This is a genomic window from Paraburkholderia bannensis NBRC 103871, assembly GCF_000685015.1.
GTDB lineage: Bacteria > Pseudomonadota > Gammaproteobacteria > Burkholderiales > Burkholderiaceae > Paraburkholderia > Paraburkholderia bannensis.
Map to the genome: position 1 here is coordinate 216,601 of NZ_BAYA01000016.1, position 17,851 is coordinate 234,451.

Genomic DNA, 17,851 nt, shown 5'->3' on the forward strand with positions numbered 1-17,851 from the left:
TTGCACATCGATTTCCGCGATTTGCGCAAAGCATAGGTGAAAACGTCGCTTTGCCCTGCGCGAAGCCCTGTCTACGATGCAGCGGATGCTATCTGGATGGGTTCCCCTCATGTCGACCATTGCCGTTCCTTCTCACGATTCCGGGTTCGATGCACGCGCCGCCGCGGCCAGCACCGATGCCACCGCACCTGCCGTCATTCGCAGCGCCGAAGACGTCGCGCGACTCGTCAACGCAGGCCCCACGCAGGGCACGCGCACGCGCGCCGTGATTGCCATTGCGCTGGGCGGCGTGTTTCTCGATGCCTACGATCTCACGTCGCTCGCGTATGGCGTAAAGGACATCGCGCGACAGTTCGCGCTGACGCCGGCGCAAGTCGGCTTCGTGTCGGCCGCGATCACGTTCGGCGCGATCCTGGGTGCGCTGTTCGGCGGCTACCTGACCGACCGGATCGGGCGCTATCGCGTCTTCATGGCCGACATGCTGTTTTTCGTCGTGGCCGCGATCATCGCCGGGCTCGCGCCCAATGCGTGGGTGCTGGGCGGCGCACGCTTCCTGATGGGCTTTGGCGTCGGCCTGGATCTGCCGGTCGCGATGGCGTTCCTGGCGGAGTTCTCGCGCGTGGCGGGGCGCGGCAACAAGGCGGCGAGCGTCGCGGCCTGGTGCCCCGCGTGGTATGCGGCGACGAGCACCTGCTATCTGCTGATCCTCGGGCTTTACGCGATCCTGCCCGCGCATCACACGGATTGGCTCTGGCGGCTGACGCTCGCGTTCGGCGCGGTGCCCGCCATCGTCATCATCCTGGTGCGCCGCCGCTATATCAGCGAGTCGCCGGTGTGGGCCGCGAATCAGGGCGATCTCGAAGAGGCCGCGCGCATTCTCAAGCTTTCGTGGGGCGTGCATGCGGTGGTCGAACGCAGCGCCGATGATGCTGCGGCGCAGGCGGCAAAGCTGCCGCGCGCAACGTGGCGCAACTACGGCGTGCTGTTCAACGCCACGTATCGCCGCCGCACGATTCTCGCGGCGACCATCGGCGCGGCGTCTTCGTTCGGCTATAACGCGATCATCTTCGGGCTGCCCGTCATCATCGCGAGTTTCCTGAAGCAGGGGCCGCTCACGACCATCGTGGCGTCGCTGCTGCTCAACCTGCTGTTTGCGTTCGTGGGCGGCTTGATCGGCGTGCGAACCGCGCCCACAGTGGGCGCGTGGAAAATGACGGTGCTCGGGCATACGCTGCAGGTGATCGCACTGGTTGGCCTCGCGTTGATCGGCCATCCGTCGAGTGGTGCTTTCGTCGCGCTGGCGATCCTGCTGCTCGGCGCCTATCTGTTCGGGCAAGGTTTCGGGCCGGGTTCGCATTCGATGACTTACGCGTCGCTCAGCTATCCGACTTCGCTGCGCGGCATCGGCGTCGGCTTCAACCAGACGCTGGTGCGTTCAGCCTCCACGGTTTCGCTGTTTCTGTTCCCGGTGCTGGCGGCGGCGCTCGGCACCCGGGTGTTCTGGGTGATCGCGATTGCGCCGCTCGCGTCGCTGCTCGTGCTGCTGGCGATCCGCTGGGAGCCGTCGGGCTATGACATCGATGGCGAAGACTACGGCGAGGCCGCCGCCGCGCGTCATGCGCGTGCTAAAGCGCACGCCGACGAATGCCCCGCCTGCATGCGCGCATAGCCGATATCGTCATATGCAATCGCAGAAAAACTAGTAGGGGATTGGAGTTCGCACTGTTCAAATGATTGTCAGAACCCGCGCCAAAAGCGTGGGACGCCAATCAGGTCAGTTCGGATTGCCATGCCCATTAGTGAACCTTCCAACGCCGCGGCGCGTGTGCCGCGGTTACCCGATCCGCGCCGCGTAAAGCGCATCACGAACGATGCGCAAGCGCTCGAAGCGGCCCGCGCGCTGGCGCAATCCGCCGCGCCAGGCGCTTCGCAACGCGACCGCGAGCGCGCCTTGCCATGGGACGAGCTTGAACGCTGGTCGGAAAGCGGACTGGGCGCGATCACCGTGCCGCGCGAATACGGCGGCGCGGAAGTCTCGTACGCCACGCTCGCCGAAGTCTTCGTCATTCTCTGCGAAGCCGATCCCGCATTCGGCCAGATTCCGCAAAATCATTTCGGTGTGCTGGGCTTGTTGCGCGAAAGCGGTTCGCCTGCACAAAAAGCGCGGCTTTATGCCGAAGCACTGGCGGGGCATCGCTTCGGCAATGCCGGCCCGGAGCGTCGCTCGGCCGCTTCGCCGACGATCCTGCATGGTGCGACGCGTCTTTCTTCTACACCTGATGGCCTGCGGTTGAACGGCGAGCGCTTCTATTCGACGGGCGCACTCTTCGCGCATCGCGTGCCCACGCGCGCCACCGACGACGAAGGCCGCGCCGTGCAGGTCTGGGTGCCGCACGACGCGCCGGGTCTCACCGTGATCGACGACTGGAGTTCATTCGGACAGCGAACCACGGCGAGCGGTGCGGTTCGGTTCGACAACGTCGCCATCGACCCTCAGGACGTGCTGCCGCTCTGGCAGCTTGCCGACCAGCCCGGACTTTTTGGCCCGACCTCGCAGATCATTCAGGCCGCCATCGATCAGGGCATTGCTGAAGCGGCGGTGGCCGACGCCATCGCCTTCGTGCGCGAACGTGCGCGTCCGTGGATGGATTCGGGCGTCGCTCGCGCAGCGGACGATCCCTACATCATCGCCGATATCGGGCGTCTGCAAATCGACCTTCACGCGGCACGCGAAGTCCTGCTCGAAGCGGGGCGCACGCTCGACGAACTGGCCGTGGAGCGGTTCGGCAACGGCTTGAGCGAGAAGGCCAGCGCGCGTGCTTCGGTGGCCGTGGCCGAGGCGAAAGTGCTGACCACGCGCATCGCACTGGAAGCGAGCGAAAAACTTTTCGAGCTGGCGGGCTCGTCGGCGACGCGCGCGGCGCACAACCTCGACCGCCATTGGCGCAATGCGCGCACGCATACGCTGCACGATCCGGTGCGCTGGAAGCTGCATCTGCTGGGCAATTACCACCTGAACGGTGCGCTGCCCGCGCGGCATTCGTGGAACTGAAAGAGACTTGATCGGGAAAGAAGCATGAATGTCGATATTTCAACCGGCTTGCTCGAACGCAGCGAGCAGCCTGCGCAGGCGCCGCAACAGTCGCCCGCCCGCATCGAAAGCGACGCGCAGGCCATCGCGGTGGCGCAACGCCTGGCGAACGATTTCGCACAGGAAGCCGCGTTGCGCGACCGCGAGCGCCGCTTGCCGTGGGACGAACTCGATGCCTTCGTCGCCAGCGGTCTGTGGGCGATCACGGTGCCGCGCGAATTCGGCGGGCCGGGCGTGAAGAACGGCACGCTGGCCGAGGTCACGGCGACCATTGCCGCCGCCGACGGCTCGCTCGGACAGATTCCGCAGAATCACTTTTACGCGCTCGAAGTGCTGAGAGTGGGCGGCAGCGTCGAGCAGCGGCGCTTTTTCTATGGCCGCGTGCTCGCGGGCGAACGCTTCGGCAATGCGCTCGCGGAAATCGGCCACAAGGATTTCATGCGCCGCACGCGACTCTCGCGCGACGCGCAAGGCTGGCGCATCGACGGGCGCAAGTTCTATTGCACGGGCGCACTGTACGCCCACTGGATTCCCACGCTGGTCGTGAGCGAAGAGGACGGGCGCGATGTCACGTATCTCGTGTTCGTGCCGCGCGGCGCGCCGGGCGTGACGGTCACCGACGACTGGGATGGCTTCGGCCAGCGCGTGACGGGCAGCGGCTCGGTGCAGTTCGAGGGCGTGCGGGTGCAGGCCGAATGGATCGTGCCGTTCCAGACGTCGTTCGAGCGGGCGACCACCATCGGCCCGCTTGCGCAGATCATTCACGCGGCCATCGACCTGGGCCAGGCGCGCGGCGCATTCGACGCCGCGTTGCGATTCGTGCGCGAGCGCTCGCGGCCGTGGATCGACGCGAAGGTCGAACGCGCCGCCGACGATCCGCTGACCATCGCGCAGTTCGGCGACCTGGCCGCGCGCCTGACTGCGGCCGAAGCCCTGGTGCGCCGCGCGGGCCGCTACGTGGACGCCGCGCAGGCCGCACCCGACGATCTGTCGGTTGCCCAGGCCTCGATTGCCGTCGCCGAAGCACGTGCGCTCACCACCTCGATCTCGCTCGACGCCGGTTCGCGGCTGTTCGAACTCGCGGGCACAGCGGCGACGCTCGACGGCCTTGGCCTCGACCGTTACTGGCGCAACGCGCGCACACACACGCTGCACGATCCCGTGCGCTGGAAATATCACGCCATCGGCAACTTCTATCTGAACGATGCACTGCCGCCGCGCCACGGAGCCTTGTGATGCCGAACACGAACAAGAAGCGACTTCTGCTCAACGCGTTCAACATGAATTGCGTGGGCCATATCAATCACGGGCTGTGGACGCATCCCCGCGACCGCTCGGCGGATTACCGCAAGATCGCCTATTGGACGGATCTCGCGCGCACGCTTGAGCGAGGCCTGTTCGACGGGCTGTTTCTTGCCGATATCGTCGGCGTCTACGACGTCTATCAGCGCAACGTCGACGTAACGCTGCGCGAATCGATCCAGTTGCCGGTGAACGATCCCACGCTGCTCGTGCCTGCGATGGCCGCGGTCACGCAGCATCTGGGTTTCGGCGTGACGGTGAATCTCACGTATGAAGCGCCGTATCTGCTGGCGCGGCGCTTTTCGACGCTCGATCATCTGACGCAGGGGCGCATCGGCTGGAACATCGTGACCGGTTATCTCGATAGCGCGGCGCGGGCGATGGGCGTGTCGGAGCAACTGCCGCACGACGAGCGTTACGAGCGCGCCGACGAATATCTCGACGTGCTCTACAAGCTCTGGGAAGGCAGCTGGGAAGCCGATGCCGTGCTGCGCGACAAGGCCGCGCGCGTCTACGCAGACCCGGCGAAGGTGCATCGCGTGCAGCATGCGGGGCGCTATTACAACGTCGATGGCTACCATCTGGCCGAGCCGTCGCCGCAGCGCACGCCGGTGCTGTTCCAGGCGGGCAGTTCGGGGCGCGGGCAGCGTTTTGCCGCGCGTCACGCCGAGTGCGTGTTCATTTCGCCGCCCAATCGCGCGGTGGGGCGCGAGACGGTGCGTGCGCTGCGCGAGCAACTGGTGCGTGCGGGGCGGCGTCCCGATGACGTGAAGGTCTTCGTCGGCGCGGCGGTCGTGACGGGCGCGACCGAGCGCGAGGCGCACGAAAAGTACGCGGACTATCGGCGTTATGCGAGCCGTGAGGCGGGGCTCGCGCATTTCGCGGCGAGTACGGGCATCGACTACGCGCAGTACGATCTGGACGAGCCGGTCGATTACACGCCGGGCAACGCCATCGAGTCGGCCACGCGCACGGCGAAGCAGCACGGCTGGACGCGTCGGGCGCTGCTGGAGATGTTCGAGCTGGGCGGGCGCTATCCGGCCATCGTCGGCACGCCTGCGCAGGTCGCCGACGAGTTGCAGGCCTGGGTCGACGAGGCCGATGTGGACGGTTTCAATCTGAGCCGCACGGTGGTGCCCGAAAGCTACGAGGATTTTGTCGATCTGATCGTGCCCGAATTGCAGGATCGCGGTCTCTACAAGACGGCGTACGAGGAGGGCACGTTGCGCCAGAAGCTGTTCGGGGCGGGCGATACGTTGCCGCAGCGCCATGCTGGCGCATCGTTCCGCCGGGAGGCGGTGCCGTCGCTCTAGGCGTGTATCGGTATTGGCGATATTTGCTGTTTATGCGTGTCGGCGATATTGTCGGGATATCACCTGAAGGCATATAATCAGTTTATGCCTTACAGGAATATCGCATGAAGATCATCGTCCACACGCCGGCGGGGCTTGCCGAGATCCTGCAATCGGCGAGAAAAGAACTCGGCCTGAACCAGACACAGGCCGCGGCGGCGCTCGGCATCGGCCAGCCGCGCCTGTCCGCGCTGGAAACGACCGGCACGGCCAGCATCTCGCTCGAACAGATGCTGGCGCTGTTCGCGCTCTACGATCTCGAACTGTGCGTGCAGTCGCGCCACGACAATGTGCCGCGATACGAGGCGCGCGAAGACGGCCCGGAGTGGTAGCCGATGGGCCGCAAATCGCATTCGCGCACCCTGTCGATCTGGGCCAATAGCGAGCGCGTCGGCAGCTGGACGCTGACGGGCTCGGGCGAGGCCGAACTGCGTTACGACGCGCGCTGGAAGGCGTCGGAAGCGGGGCGGCCGTTGTCGCTTTCGCTGCCGTTCGGCGTGGGCGAGCGGCCGCTGCGCGGCGCGCGCGTCTATGACTACTTCGACAACCTGCTGCCCGATAGCACGGTGATTCGCCGCCGCATCGCGGCGCGCTTTCGCACGGACTCCATCGGCGCGTTCGATCTGCTGAAGGTGATCGGGCGCGACTGCATTGGCGCGGTGCAGTTGCTCGACGAGGACGAAACGCCCGCGCCGCTCGCGCGCATCGACGGCACGCCGCTCGACGATGCCGCCATCGAAAGGCTGTTGCTGGAGACCTCGGGCGCCATCCAGCCAGGCTCCGGCGACGCCGACGAAGAACTGCGCATCTCGCTGGCCGGTGCGCAGGAAAAGACCGCACTGCTGCATCACGCGGGGCGCTGGCTGTTGCCGCACGGCGCAACGCCCACTACCCACATCCTCAAGCTGCCGCTGGGCTTTATCGGCCATCGCAAGGTCGATTTCAATACCTCAGTCGAAAACGAATGGCTGTGCCTGGCCGTGCTCAAGGCGTATGGGCTGCCGGTGTCGTCGGCGCACATCGCCACGTTTGGCGCGCAGAAGGTGCTGGCCGTCGAGCGTTTCGACCGCGCCGTTTCGCGCAGCGGCGCGCTGCTGCGCTTGCCGCAGGAAGACTTTTGCCAGGCGCTGGGCGTGGCGTCGCATTTAAAGTACGAGGCGCAGGGCGGCCCCGGCGTGCGCGAGATCGCCGACCTGCTGCGCCAGTCGCAGTCGGCGCGCGAGGATATCGAAACGTTCCTGGCCGCGCAGATTGCCTTCTGGATGCTCGCCGCGCCCGACGGCCACGCGAAGAATTTCAGCCTGCGCCTGCTGCCGGGCGGGCGTTTCCAGCTCGCGCCGCTTTATGACGTCATGTCGATCTGGCCCGTGGAGGGCGACGGCGGCAATCAATGGTCATGGCACAAGGCCACGCTCGCGATGGCGGTGTGGGGCAAGAGCCGCCATTACCGCATGCGCGACGTGAAGCGCGCGCATTTCGACGCCACCGCGCAGTTGTGCCATTACGGCCCCGATGCCGCGCCAATCGTCGAGCGCCTCGTCGAGCGCACGCCGCAGGTGATCGAAACCGTCGGCGCGAACCTGCCCGAAGGCTTTCCGCAGCGCGTGGCCGAACGGCTTTTCGACGGGCTGCGTTTTTCGGCCCAGCGGCTCGATGCGTCGTGACATGCGCCGCCAGGGCAAAATAGTCGCCGTGGTACGAACCGCATCCCATTGACTCACCCGCCTTGCCCTTGAATTTGCAGCACCTATCCGTTTGCTGGCACGTTGCCCGTTGCCTTGCCGTCCCTGGAGGCGCACCCGATGTCCGATCCTGAATTCCAGGTCTTGCTCGTCGATGACGACGAAGCGCTGCGCGATCTCCTGCGCGTTTTCTTCCAGCAGCGCAATATCGAGTTTTCCGTGCTGCACGATGCCATGCAGCTAGAGCGCCGTCTCCAGCGCGAGCGGCCTTCCGTCATCGTTCTCGACGTGATGATGCCGGGCATCGATGGCCTCACGGCGCTCAAGGAGCTGCGCGGGCGCGGCGACCGCATCCCGGTCGTCATGCTCACGGCCCGCGCGGACGGCACCGATCGCGTAGTGGGTCTCGAACTTGGCGCCGACGATTACCTGGGCAAGCCGTTCATGCCGCAGGAACTGCTCGCCCGCATTCGCGCCGTGCTGCGCCGCCAGGGCGACCCGGATCGCGGCGCACCGGTCGAGCGCCGCGCGCCATGCCGCTTCGGCCCGTTCGAGCTGAACTTCGCGACCCGCACGCTGCTGCGCGACGGCGAGCCGATCAAGCTCACCGGCAGCGAATACGCCATGCTCGAAGTGTTCGCGCTGCATCCGATGGAAACCCTTTCGCGCTCGCGCCTGCTCGATCTGCTGCATGGCCCCGGCGCGGAAGTCACCGAGCGTGGCATCGACGTGCCGGTCTGGCGGCTGCGCCGCCTGATCGAAGTCGATCCGTCGAACCCGCGCCGCCTGCAAACGATGCGCGGTGTCGGCTACATGTTCGTGCCCGACGAAGACGCCGATAAGGATGCCGATAAAGATTCCCATGAAACGGACGTTTGACACGCTGTTCATCCGGCTGTCGCTGATGACGGTCGGCCTGATCGTGGCCGGGCATTTCATGGCCTTGCTGCTGATCGACCAGGCGCGCGCGCGCATCGATGCGCAGCGCTCGATCAACACGATGGTGGTGGCCGCGCAGGTGCGCGAGCAGGATCCGGCGCTTGCCGACCAGGTGGCGCAGACGCTCGGCATCCAATATGTCAGCGTGGACAAGGCGCTGGCGGCGGGGTGCCCGGCGCCCTGCACGGACACCAATGGCCCCTTCGAAGAAACGCTGCGGCCAAAGCTCGGGCCGGGCAGCCACGTCCTGGTCGAAAGCGACAACGGCAACGTGTGGGTGCGCAAAGACAATGCGTCCTACTGGATCGTCATACCGGCCTTCATGCCGCCGCTGAGCCATTTCATGGGGTTTTCCGCACTCACGCTGATGGGCGCGGTCATCGTGGCGGTGCTCTTCGCGTGGCAGGTGCAGCGGCCCGTGCGCGCGCTCGCGCGGGCTGCGCGCGAATACCGCATTGGCCGGGGCGTGCATCGGGTGGCGGAAGCGGGGCCGCGGGAACTGCGCGAACTCGCGAGCGATTTCAACGACATGGTGAGCGAACTCGCGGAAGCCGAGCGCGAGCGCTCGATCATGCTCGCGGGCATTGCCCACGATCTGCGTACGCCGATCACGCGCATGCAATTGCGCGCCGACCTGCTCACCGCCGACGCCGACCGCGCCGCCTTCCTGCGCGAAACCGAATCGATGTCGCGCATCGTCACGCAGTTCCTGGACTTCGCGCGCGAGAGCGTGAACCAGTCGGCGTTCGTCGGCGTCGAGGAGCACTGCCGCCGCGATTACGGCGCGCAGCACGATGACGATGCGCTGGTCAAACTCGATCTGCGCGCGGGCGAGGGCTTCCAGTTGCCCGCCGTCGATCTCGACCGGATCCTGTCGAACCTGATCGAAAACGCGCTCACCTACGGCGAGCCGCCGGTGGAAGTGTCGACCTCAAAGGAGGAGGGCCGCTATGTGCTGCGCGTGCGCGATCACGGCGCGGGCGTGCCCGAAAACGACCTGCATCGCGTGCAGCGTCCGTTCGTGCGCCTCGATGCGGCGCGCAGCGGCGAGGCGCATTGCGGGCTGGGGCTCGCGATCGTGCGCCGCCTCGTGCGCCATCACGACGGCACGATGGTCGTGTCCAATGCCGCGCAAGGCGGCTTTGTCGTGACGATGAGTTTCCCTTATCCGCGCAAGGCGGATTGAAGGGCAGGCTGAGGGGAGGCCGGCGCGCGGCTCGCCGGTTGTGCGGCAATATGATCCGGAGTGCTCAGTTGTACGCAGCACAACACCGTCTCCACCACGCGCGCGACCAGCAGGTCGTCCGCGCCAGGCTGGCCCCCCGCTAGCTGGCGGCAAAAGAATCCCGTGAGCGCCGCGTAGATGAAACGCGCCGATGCCTGCGTATCGAGCGCCGTGTCGATCTCGCCGCACTGCGCTGCATCGCCAAGCACATCGGCGATCTTTGCCTCTGCGCCGGCCACGGCCGATTCCATGCGCTTCGCCAGTGCGGCATTGCGGCGCACCGATTCAGCGTCCGCGAGCGCAATGCCGTAAAGCCGCCGTGCCGACCGGTTGCCCAGCATCCGCTTGAGCTTGCCGCGCAATTCCTGCGCGAGCCACGCCATCGGCCGCATGCTGGCGGGCCGCGCGGTCAGATCGAAAGGCGCGAGCGAAAGGTCGGGCCGCTCGAACAGCGCTTCGAACACGTCGGCCTTGCTCTTGAAATGCACGTAAATCGCGCCGCGCGTCACGCCGGCTTTAGCGGCGATTTCGTCGAGCGTCGTTTGCGCGAAGCCCTTGCGCGCGAAGATCTGCTCCGCGCAATCGAGTAGCGTTTTGCGCAATGCGAGCGACTGCTCCCTCGTCCTTCTCATATCAGACAGCCCTTCAAACAGCCCTTCGAATTTCTTTCTGCTCCGTGTGCGCCAAGGCCACACGAATTGCATCCGACCCCGTTGTGCGCCCCCGCCAGTCAGGCGCGAATGCACGTCGAGCATCGAGTCGGGCCGATCTTACCTGCGAGATTTATGCGTTTGCTTAGTGAATCTTACGGAGCGTTTGTGCCGTAACCCGGCGCCAGGCGTAGCCGCGTACATTGCGCGTGAAGCAATGTTTAAGGGATTGGTAAGCCAGCGGGGCCACAGGCCCGCCGCGCCTCAAGCGAATATGACAAGACATTCAGGAATTCACGCCATTACACCGGGAACACCCATCATCCGCGCCGTTGCAGTCCTGTGCGCCACCATTGGTCTCGCCGCCTGTTCGGACAAGCCGCAAGCCCCCGCCGCCGCCACGCCGGAAGTCAACGTGATGCGCGTGCAAACCACCGCCGTGCCCGTTTCCGTCGAATTGCCGGGCCGCGTGAGCGCCCACCTCGTCGCTGAAGTGCAGGCGCGGGCCACCGGCATCGTGCTCAAGCGCACCTTCGTCGAAGGCAGCCAGGTCAAGGCGGGGCAACTGCTTTATCAGATCGATCCCGCGCCGTATCAGGCCACGCTCGACAATGCCGTCGCGACACTCGCCAAGGCGCGCGCAACGCTGATCGCCGCACAGGCGCAGGCCGATCGCTACAAGGTGCTGGTCGCGGCCAATGCGGTCAGCAAGCAGGACTACGACAACGCCGTGGCCTCCGCAGGCGAGGCGCAAGCCGATGTGCAGGCCGACGCCGCCAGCGTCGAGACCGCGAAGATCAACCTCAGCTACACCAACGTCTATTCGCCGATTTCCGGGCGCATCGGCAAGTCGTCGGTGACGCCGGGCGCGTACGTGCAATCGAGCGGCGCAACCGAACTCGCGACCGTGCAGCAGCTCGATCCCGTCTACGTCGACCTCACGCAGTCGAGCGTCGATGGCCTGAAGCTGCGCCGCGCCGCCGCCGAAGGCAAGGTCACGCTGACCGGCCCGCACGCGGCCAAAGTGCAGCTGATCCTGGAAGACGGCCAGCCGTATCAGGGCGACGGCCATCTGGAATTCTCCGACGTCACCGTCGACCAGACGACCGGCTCCGTCACCGTGCGCGCCACCTTCGACAATCCGCAGAACGTGCTGCTGCCGGGCATGTACGTGCGCGCGCGCATCGACGAGGGCTACAACGAGCAGGCCGTATTGCTGCCCGAAGCCGCCGTCGCGCACGACCAGAAGGGCAATGCGACGGCGCTGGTCGTCAACGCGCAGAACCAGATCGAATCGCGCCAGCTCACCACGGGCGGCGTCAAGAACGATAACTGGGTGATCGAAAAGGGCCTCGAAGCAGGCGACCGCGTCGTCATCTCGGGCGGCATGAAGGTGCAGCCGGGCGAAACCGTGAAGACCGTCGACCAGGGCGCGACGCCCACCTCGACGGTTGCGCCCGCAACGGCTTCGAATTCGGCATCGGCTGCTGTGGCCGCGTCCGCTGGCGCAGTGTGAGGTTGCATTAAATGGCTCGATTTTTCATAGACAGGCCGATCTTCGCGTGGGTGATCGCGATCATCCTGATGATGACGGGGGCGGCCTCGATCTTCAACTTGCCGGTGGCGCAGTATCCGACGATCGCGCCGCCTTCCATCCAGATCAGCGCGAGCTACTCGGGCGCCTCGGCGAAGACCGTCGAAGACACCGTGACCCAGGTGATCGAGCAGCAGATGAGCGGTCTCGACCATCTGCTGTACATGTCGTCGACGTCCGATGATTCGGGCGCGGCGACGATCACGCTGACCTTCGCGGCGGGCACCAATCCCGACATCGCGCAGGTGCAGGTGCAGAACAAGCTGCAACTCGCCACGCCGGTGCTGCCGACCGTGGTGCAGGAGGCCGGCATCAAGGTCACCAAGTCCAGCAGCAGCTTCCTGATGGTGATGGCCTTCGTGTCGTCCGACGGCAGCATGGATCGCTACGACCTGGCGAACTATGTGGCCTCGCATATCGAGGATCCGCTGAGCCGCGTCGATGGCGTCGGCACGGTCACGCTGTTCGGCACGCAGTTCTCCATGCGGATCTGGCTCGACCCGAACAAGCTCAACCAGTACGCGCTCACGCCCGTGGACGTCGAAACGGCGATCACGAACCAGAACGTGCAGGTCGCGGCCGGTTCGATCGGCGGCACGCCGGCCGTGAAGGGCCAGGCGATGCAGGCGACCATCACGGAAGCGTCGTTCCTTCGTACCCCGGAAGAATTCGGCAATGTGCTGCTGAAGGTGAACCAGGACGGCTCGCAGGTGCGCCTGAAGGACGTCGCGCGCATCGAACTGGGTGGCGAAAACTATAACTTCGACACCAAGTACAACAACGCGCCGGCAGCCGGTTTCGGCATCCAGCTTGCGACGGGTGCGAACGCACTGCAGACGCAGAAGCTGGTGCAGGCCAAGCTTGCGGAACTGTCGAAGAACTTCCCGCACGGTCTCGTCGTGAAGTATCCGTACGACACCACGCCGTTCGTGCGCCTGTCGATCGAGGAAGTGGTCAAGACGCTGCTGGAAGGCATCGTGCTGGTGTTCCTCGTGATGTACCTGTTCCTGCAGAACCTGCGTGCAACGCTGATCCCGACGATCGCGGTGCCGGTGGTGCTGCTGGGCACGTTCGCGATCATGGGAGCGGTGGGCTTCTCGATCAACACGCTGTCGATGTTTGGTCTCGTGCTGGCCATCGGCCTGCTGGTGGACGATGCGATCGTGGTGGTCGAAAACGTCGAGCGCGTGATGGCCGAAGAGGGCCTGGGGCCCAGGGAAGCGACCCGCAAGGCAATGGGGCAGATCACGGGGGCGCTGGTGGGCGTGGCGCTCGTGCTCTCCGCCGTGTTCGTGCCGGTGGCGTTCTCGGGCGGCTCGGTCGGCGCGATCTATCGCCAGTTCTCGCTGACGATCGTCGCGGCGATGGTGCTGTCCGTGCTCGTCGCGCTGGTGCTGACGCCCGCGCTGTGCGCCACGTTGCTCAAGCCGATTCCGCAGGGCCATCACGAAGAGAAGAAGGGCTTCTTCGGCTGGTTCAACCGCACCTTCGACAAGAGCCGCGACAAGTATCACGGCGGCGTGCAGCACGTGATTCGCCGCTCGGGCCGCTGGTTCGTGATCTATCTTGCCGTGATCGTCGCGGTGGGCTTCCTGTTCGTGCGTCTGCCGAAGTCGTTCCTGCCCGATGAAGACCAGGGCACGATGTTCGTGCAGGTGCAGACGCCGCCGGGCTCGACCCAGGAAACCACGGCGCGCTCGCTCAAGGCCGTGACCGACTATATGCTCACGGACGAAAAGAACATCGTCGAGTCCGTCTTCACGGTGAACGGCTTCAACTTCGCGGGCCGTGGCCAGAACTCCGGCATGGTGTTCGTGCAGATGAAGGACTTCTCGAAGCGCCGCGCCTCGAATGAAAAGGTGCAGGCACTGGTGGGCCGGGTGTTCCAGCACTTCGCGAATTACAAGGACGCGACGATCATCCCGATCAATCCGCCTTCGATTCCTGAACTGGGCACGGCGTCCGGCTTCGACTTCGAGCTGACCGATAACGCCTCGCTCGGCCACGAGAAGCTGATGGCCGCGCGCAACCAGTTGCTCGGAATGGCCGCGAAAGACCCGAGTCTCGCGCTGGTGCGCCCGAACGGCCTGAGCGACACGCAGCAATACAAGGTGGATATCGACCGCGAGAAAGCCGAAGCGATGGGCGTGGCCGCGGCCGACGTCGACGATACGTTCTCGATCGCGTGGGGCTCGAAGTACATCAACAACTTCCTGGACACCGATGGCCGGATCAAGCGCGTCTACGTGCAGGCCGACGCGCCGTTCCGCATGAACCCGGACGACCTGGGCCGCTGGTATGTGCGTGGGTCGTCGGGCACGATGGTGCCGTTCAACGCCTTCGCGAAGGGCAAGTGGACGTTCGGTTCGCCCAAGCTCGAACGCTATAACGGCATCTCGGCGCTGGAAATCCAGGGGCAGGCCGCAGCAGGCAAATCGACGGGCCAGGCGATGAGCGCGATGGAACAGCTCGCGTCGAAACTGCCGGCAGGCATCGGCTATTCGTGGACGGGGCTGTCGTTCCAGGAAATCCAGTCGGGTAGCCAGGCGCCGTTGCTTTACGCCATCTCGATCATCGTGGTGTTCCTGTGCCTCGCGGCGCTCTATGAAAGCTGGTCGATTCCGTTCGCCGTGATCCTGGTGGTGCCGCTCGGTGTGATCGGCGCGCTGCTCGCGGTGACGTTGCGCGGCCTTGAAAACGATGTGTTCTTCCAGGTGGGCCTGCTCACTACCGTGGGCCTGTCGGCGAAGAACGCCATTCTGATCGTGGAATTCGCGCGCGAATTGCAGGAGCAGCACGGCATGACGGCCGTTGCGGCGGCGCTCGAAGCGGCCCGCCTGCGACTGCGCCCGATCCTGATGACGTCGATGGCATTCGTGCTGGGCGTGCTGCCGCTGTGTATCAGCAACGGCGCGGGCTCGGCCAGCCAGCATGCGATCGGCACCGGGGTGATCGGCGGCATGTTCACCGCGACCTTCCTCGCCATTTTCATGATTCCGATGTTCTATGTGGTCATTCGATCGAAATTCGGCGGCTCGAAGCCAGTCGCTGCCGAAACAGCACACGTGCAGGAGGACGGCCATGAATAAGCTCACATTGAGCGCGCTGGCCGTGGCGGTGGTCGGCCTGACCTCCGCCTGCACGCTGGAGCCGCATTACACGCAACCGGCGGCGCCGGTGTCGTCCACGTATCCGACCGGGGCGGCTTACGACAGCCAGCCCACGGACGGCGCGCGCAGCGCGCAGGGCATGGCGGCGGCCGATATCGGCTGGCGCGACTTCTTCAAGGATCCGCGCCTGCAAAAGCTCATCGAGCTTGCGCTGCAGAACAACCGCGATCTGCGCGTCTCCGTGCTCAAGGTGGCCCAGGCGCGCGCGCAGTACCGCATCGAGCGCGCGAACCTGCTGCCGACGCTTTCCGCGACCGGCACGGGCACCCGCACGCGCACGCCTGCCGACCTGTCGTATTCGGGCCGCGCGACGGTGTCGAGCGACTATGAGGCCGCAGCGGGCGCATCGTGGGAACTGGACTTCTTCGGCAAGGTGCGCAGCCTCTCGAACCAGGCGCTGCACACGTACCTGTCCACGGCCCAGGCGCGCAAGGCCGCCGAGATCACGCTGGTCTCGGAAGTCGCCGACCAGTACCTGACGATGATCGCCTACGACGACTCGCTCAAGGTCACGAAGGCGACGCTCGATTCCGCACAGAAGTCGTACGAGCTGACCAGGACGGAATACGACACGGGCACGGGTTCGGAGCTTGACCTGCGCGAGGCGCAAGGCGTCATGCAGCAGGCGCATGCCAATTACGAAAGCCAGTTGCGTCTGCGCGCGCAGGCGGAAAACGCGCTCGTCTTGCTGGTGGGCGCACCGTTGCCGGCGGATCTGCCTGCGGGCCTGCCGCTCGATTCGCAGGCACTGCTCGCCGATATCCCGGCCAACCTGCCGAGCGAGCTGCTCACGCGCCGTCCCGACATTCTCGAAGCGGAGGAAACGCTCAAGGCCGCCAACGCCAATATTGGCGCGGCGCGCGCGGCGTTTTTCCCGAGCATCAGCCTGACCGGGCAATTCGGCTACGCGAGCGCGAGCCTGGGTTCGCTGTTCAAGCCGGGACAGCTTGCATGGGATTTCGGCCCGACCATCACCATGCCGATCTTCGAGGGCGGCGCGAACAAGGCGAGCCTTGACGTGGCGAAGCTCGAAAAGGACGAGGACGTGGCCGCGTACGAAAAGGCCATTCAAACGGCCTTCCGCGAAGTGGCCGACGGGCTGGCGGCGCGCGGCACGTACGACGCGCAGGTCAGCGACCTGCGCTCGTACGCCCAGACCCAGCAGCGCCGTTACTCGCTCTCCGACCTGCGTTATCGCAACGGCGTGGACAGCTACCTCACGGTGCTGAGCGCGCAGGACGACTTGTATACGGCCCAGCAGTCGCTCATCAGCGCGAATCTCGACCGGCTGACGAATCTCGTCGATCTGTACCAGTACCTGGGCGGCGGCTGGATCGCCAACACCGGCGATGTGCCGCGCAATGCCGACTCGGATAGTTCGGCGATGCAGACGTCGAAAGCTCCCGGGAAGGTTTCGGAGAAGGTTTCACAAGCGGGAGCAAGCGCAGTCCACTGAGCGCGACGAGAGGGCTTCAGGAGGTGCAGGGCAAGTGTCGTTTCCATGACTTGCCCTGCACGCGGAATTCTGGCGTGATACCACATCGTTATCGCCATTGATTCCCACTTGCCCGCGTGCCATGGAAAGCTCCCGCCTCAATTTTTCCCTGCGTCAGCTGCGCTACTTCGTAACGGCCGCCGAAACGCTGTCGTTCACTTCCGCCGCGCGGCTGATGCATATTTCACAGCCTTCCATTTCCAGTGCGATCTCTGAGCTTGAGGACGCATTCGGCATTCAACTGTTCATTCGCCATCATGCGGCTGGGTTGTCGCTTACGCAGGCCGGACGCGAATTGCTGGGCAAGACGCGCGACCTGTTAAAGAACGCCGAGGAACTGCAGTCGGTCGCACGCGGTCTGGATACCGGCATGACGGGGACGATCGCGCTGGGTTGCCTCGTGTCGCTGGCGCCGCCGTTGCTCTCCGGGCTGATTAGCCGATTTCTTGCCGATCATGCGGGCATTGCCTTCAAGACGATGGAGGCGCATCAGGATGGTTTGTTCGAAGGGCTGCACGACGGTTCGCTCGATATCGCGCTGACTTACGATATCGACCTTACCGATGAAATCGATTTTCGACCGCTGGTGCGTTTGCCCCCTTATGTGATCCTGCCGAGCAAGCATCCGCTTGCGCAGCATCGTGCCGTATCGCTGGCGAATCTCGTGGACGAGCCGTATGTCATGCTCGATTTGCCGCATAGCCGCGAGTATTTCTCTTCGTTGTTCGATGCGCTCGGGCAGCGTCCTGTGCCGGTGTTCCGATCGTCGCAACCTGAAGTGGTGCGGGGGATGGTGGCGAACGGGCTGGGTTACAGCATCCTGAATTTTCCGCTCAAGTCGACGCAGACCGTCGATGGTGAGGATTTCGTGGTGAAGCGGTTTAAGGAGAAAGTCGTCGCGACTACGCTGGGGATAGCGCAGTCGCGCACGATGAAGCCGCGCATGGTGGTGCAGCGGTTTGCCTCGTTCGCCGAGGAATTAATCAAGCACCAGTATGTGCGGCCCTGATTTTCTCCGGGGTATTAGAACGAATAAATAAACTGCGCCCCCAGCAAGTCATTGCTCTTGCTGTACGAGCCGTCGTTACGCAGGAACACCTTCTGCGACGCCCAGTCGTGGCGGTATTCGACCTTCACCGTGATCTGCTGCGTCGGATAGAACAGCAGGTCAAGCGCTACGTCCTGACGCACCGCGCCCTTGCACTCGAAGCCCAGTCCGCCATTGGCCTGCGAATTCGCCAGGCAGTCCGCACCAATGCCGAAGCCGTTGTACGGATCCATGCCGTTGCCGTTGAGCGCCACGCCACCGCCGCCGCCGCCGTTCTTGCTGTCGGCGAGCAGGTCGTAACGG

General features: G+C 65.0%; 14 protein-coding genes. 12 read left to right on the forward strand and 2 right to left on the reverse strand.

Annotated features, from left to right (window positions below):
• The first annotated feature begins 109 nt into the window (after positions 1-109).
• The 8 genes from BBA01S_RS42510 to BBA01S_RS24375 all read left to right on the forward strand — a co-directional run bounded on the left by BBA01S_RS42510 (position 110) and on the right by BBA01S_RS24375 (position 9,552).
• Positions 110-1,669: an MFS transporter gene (locus BBA01S_RS42510; RefSeq protein WP_042297790.1), complete on the forward strand. Its 1,560-nt coding sequence runs from the start codon at positions 110-112 to the stop codon at positions 1,667-1,669.
• 120 nt (positions 1,670-1,789) lie between these two features.
• Positions 1,790-3,052 carry an SfnB family sulfur acquisition oxidoreductase gene (locus tag BBA01S_RS24345; protein ID WP_027818730.1) on the forward strand — a complete coding sequence of 421 codons (1,263 nt, stop codon included), beginning with the start codon at positions 1,790-1,792 and terminating at the stop codon, positions 3,050-3,052.
• Positions 3,053-3,076: 24 nt separating this feature from the next.
• Complete coding sequence (locus tag BBA01S_RS24350) at positions 3,077-4,327, forward strand: SfnB family sulfur acquisition oxidoreductase (RefSeq protein WP_027818731.1); 1,251 nt, start codon at positions 3,077-3,079, stop codon at positions 4,325-4,327.
• Positions 4,327-5,706, forward strand: coding sequence for an LLM class flavin-dependent oxidoreductase (locus tag BBA01S_RS24355; RefSeq protein WP_027818732.1), 1,380 nt, complete (start codon positions 4,327-4,329; stop codon positions 5,704-5,706). Before BBA01S_RS24350 ends, BBA01S_RS24355 begins: the two co-directional genes overlap by 1 nt.
• Before the next feature lie 104 nt (positions 5,707-5,810).
• Positions 5,811-6,077, forward strand: coding sequence for a helix-turn-helix domain-containing protein (locus BBA01S_RS42515; RefSeq protein WP_042297791.1), 267 nt, complete (start codon positions 5,811-5,813; stop codon positions 6,075-6,077).
• 3 nt (positions 6,078-6,080) lie between these two features.
• Entirely contained in the window at positions 6,081-7,409 is a 1,329-nt protein-coding gene (locus BBA01S_RS24365) for a type II toxin-antitoxin system HipA family toxin (protein WP_027818733.1), read from the forward strand.
• Positions 7,410-7,547: 138 nt separating this feature from the next.
• Positions 7,548-8,306 carry a response regulator gene (locus BBA01S_RS24370; RefSeq protein WP_027818734.1) on the forward strand — a complete coding sequence of 253 codons (759 nt, stop codon included), beginning with the start codon at positions 7,548-7,550 and terminating at the stop codon, positions 8,304-8,306.
• On the forward strand, positions 8,290-9,552 hold the full coding sequence (locus BBA01S_RS24375; protein ID WP_027818735.1) for an ATP-binding protein: 1,263 nt from the start codon (positions 8,290-8,292) through the stop codon (positions 9,550-9,552). Before BBA01S_RS24370 ends, BBA01S_RS24375 begins: the two co-directional genes overlap by 17 nt.
• On the opposite strand, the gene BBA01S_RS45275 is transcribed toward BBA01S_RS24375, so the two are convergent.
• Positions 9,531-10,193 (reverse strand): TetR/AcrR family transcriptional regulator, encoded by a 663-nt coding sequence (locus BBA01S_RS45275; RefSeq protein ID WP_052391866.1) that lies wholly within the window; start codon positions 10,191-10,193, stop codon positions 9,531-9,533. The two genes, BBA01S_RS24375 and BBA01S_RS45275, sit on opposite strands and share 22 nt — an antisense overlap.
• Positions 10,194-10,515: 322 nt before the next feature.
• Between BBA01S_RS45275 and BBA01S_RS24385 the strand changes: the two genes are divergently transcribed.
• The 4 genes from BBA01S_RS24385 to BBA01S_RS24400 all read left to right on the forward strand — a co-directional run bounded on the left by BBA01S_RS24385 (position 10,516) and on the right by BBA01S_RS24400 (position 17,509).
• On the forward strand, positions 10,516-11,757 hold the full coding sequence (locus tag BBA01S_RS24385) for an efflux RND transporter periplasmic adaptor subunit (protein WP_084162508.1): 1,242 nt from the start codon (positions 10,516-10,518) through the stop codon (positions 11,755-11,757).
• An 11-nt stretch (positions 11,758-11,768) separates the two neighbouring features.
• Positions 11,769-14,924, forward strand: coding sequence for an efflux RND transporter permease subunit (locus BBA01S_RS42525; protein ID WP_042297792.1), 3,156 nt, complete (start codon positions 11,769-11,771; stop codon positions 14,922-14,924).
• A complete protein-coding gene (locus BBA01S_RS24395) occupies positions 14,917-16,461 on the forward strand; it encodes an efflux transporter outer membrane subunit (protein WP_027818737.1) in 1,545 nt (514 codons plus the stop codon). Before BBA01S_RS42525 ends, BBA01S_RS24395 begins: the two co-directional genes overlap by 8 nt.
• A gap of 121 nt (positions 16,462-16,582) precedes the next feature.
• On the forward strand, positions 16,583-17,509 hold the full coding sequence (locus tag BBA01S_RS24400) for a LysR family transcriptional regulator (protein ID WP_027818738.1): 927 nt from the start codon (positions 16,583-16,585) through the stop codon (positions 17,507-17,509).
• A gap of 14 nt (positions 17,510-17,523) precedes the next feature.
• Here the strand turns inward: BBA01S_RS24400 and BBA01S_RS24405 are convergent.
• A partial coding sequence (locus BBA01S_RS24405) for a DUF3138 family protein (RefSeq protein WP_027818739.1) occupies positions 17,524-17,851 on the reverse strand: 328 nt, incomplete at its 5' end.

Bases quoted from the DNA above. Each gene is read 5' to 3' on its own strand.
- BBA01S_RS42510 (WP_042297790.1), top strand. From the start codon at position 110: ATGTCGACCATTGCCGTTCCTTCTCACGATTCCGGGTTCGATGCACGC.
- BBA01S_RS24345 (WP_027818730.1), top strand. From the start codon at position 1,790: ATGCCCATTAGTGAACCTTCCAACGCCGCGGCGCGTGTGCCGCGGTTA.
- BBA01S_RS24350 (WP_027818731.1), top strand. From the start codon at position 3,077: ATGAATGTCGATATTTCAACCGGCTTGCTCGAACGCAGCGAGCAGCCT.
- BBA01S_RS24355 (WP_027818732.1), top strand. From the start codon at position 4,327: ATGCCGAACACGAACAAGAAGCGACTTCTGCTCAACGCGTTCAACATG.
- BBA01S_RS42515 (WP_042297791.1), top strand. From the start codon at position 5,811: ATGAAGATCATCGTCCACACGCCGGCGGGGCTTGCCGAGATCCTGCAA.
- BBA01S_RS24365 (WP_027818733.1), top strand. From the start codon at position 6,081: ATGGGCCGCAAATCGCATTCGCGCACCCTGTCGATCTGGGCCAATAGC.
- BBA01S_RS24370 (WP_027818734.1), top strand. From the start codon at position 7,548: ATGTCCGATCCTGAATTCCAGGTCTTGCTCGTCGATGACGACGAAGCG.
- BBA01S_RS24375 (WP_027818735.1), top strand. From the start codon at position 8,290: ATGAAACGGACGTTTGACACGCTGTTCATCCGGCTGTCGCTGATGACG.
- BBA01S_RS24385 (WP_084162508.1), top strand. From the start codon at position 10,516: ATGACAAGACATTCAGGAATTCACGCCATTACACCGGGAACACCCATC.
- BBA01S_RS42525 (WP_042297792.1), top strand. From the start codon at position 11,769: ATGGCTCGATTTTTCATAGACAGGCCGATCTTCGCGTGGGTGATCGCG.
- BBA01S_RS24395 (WP_027818737.1), top strand. From the start codon at position 14,917: ATGAATAAGCTCACATTGAGCGCGCTGGCCGTGGCGGTGGTCGGCCTG.
- BBA01S_RS24400 (WP_027818738.1), top strand. From the start codon at position 16,583: ATGGAAAGCTCCCGCCTCAATTTTTCCCTGCGTCAGCTGCGCTACTTC.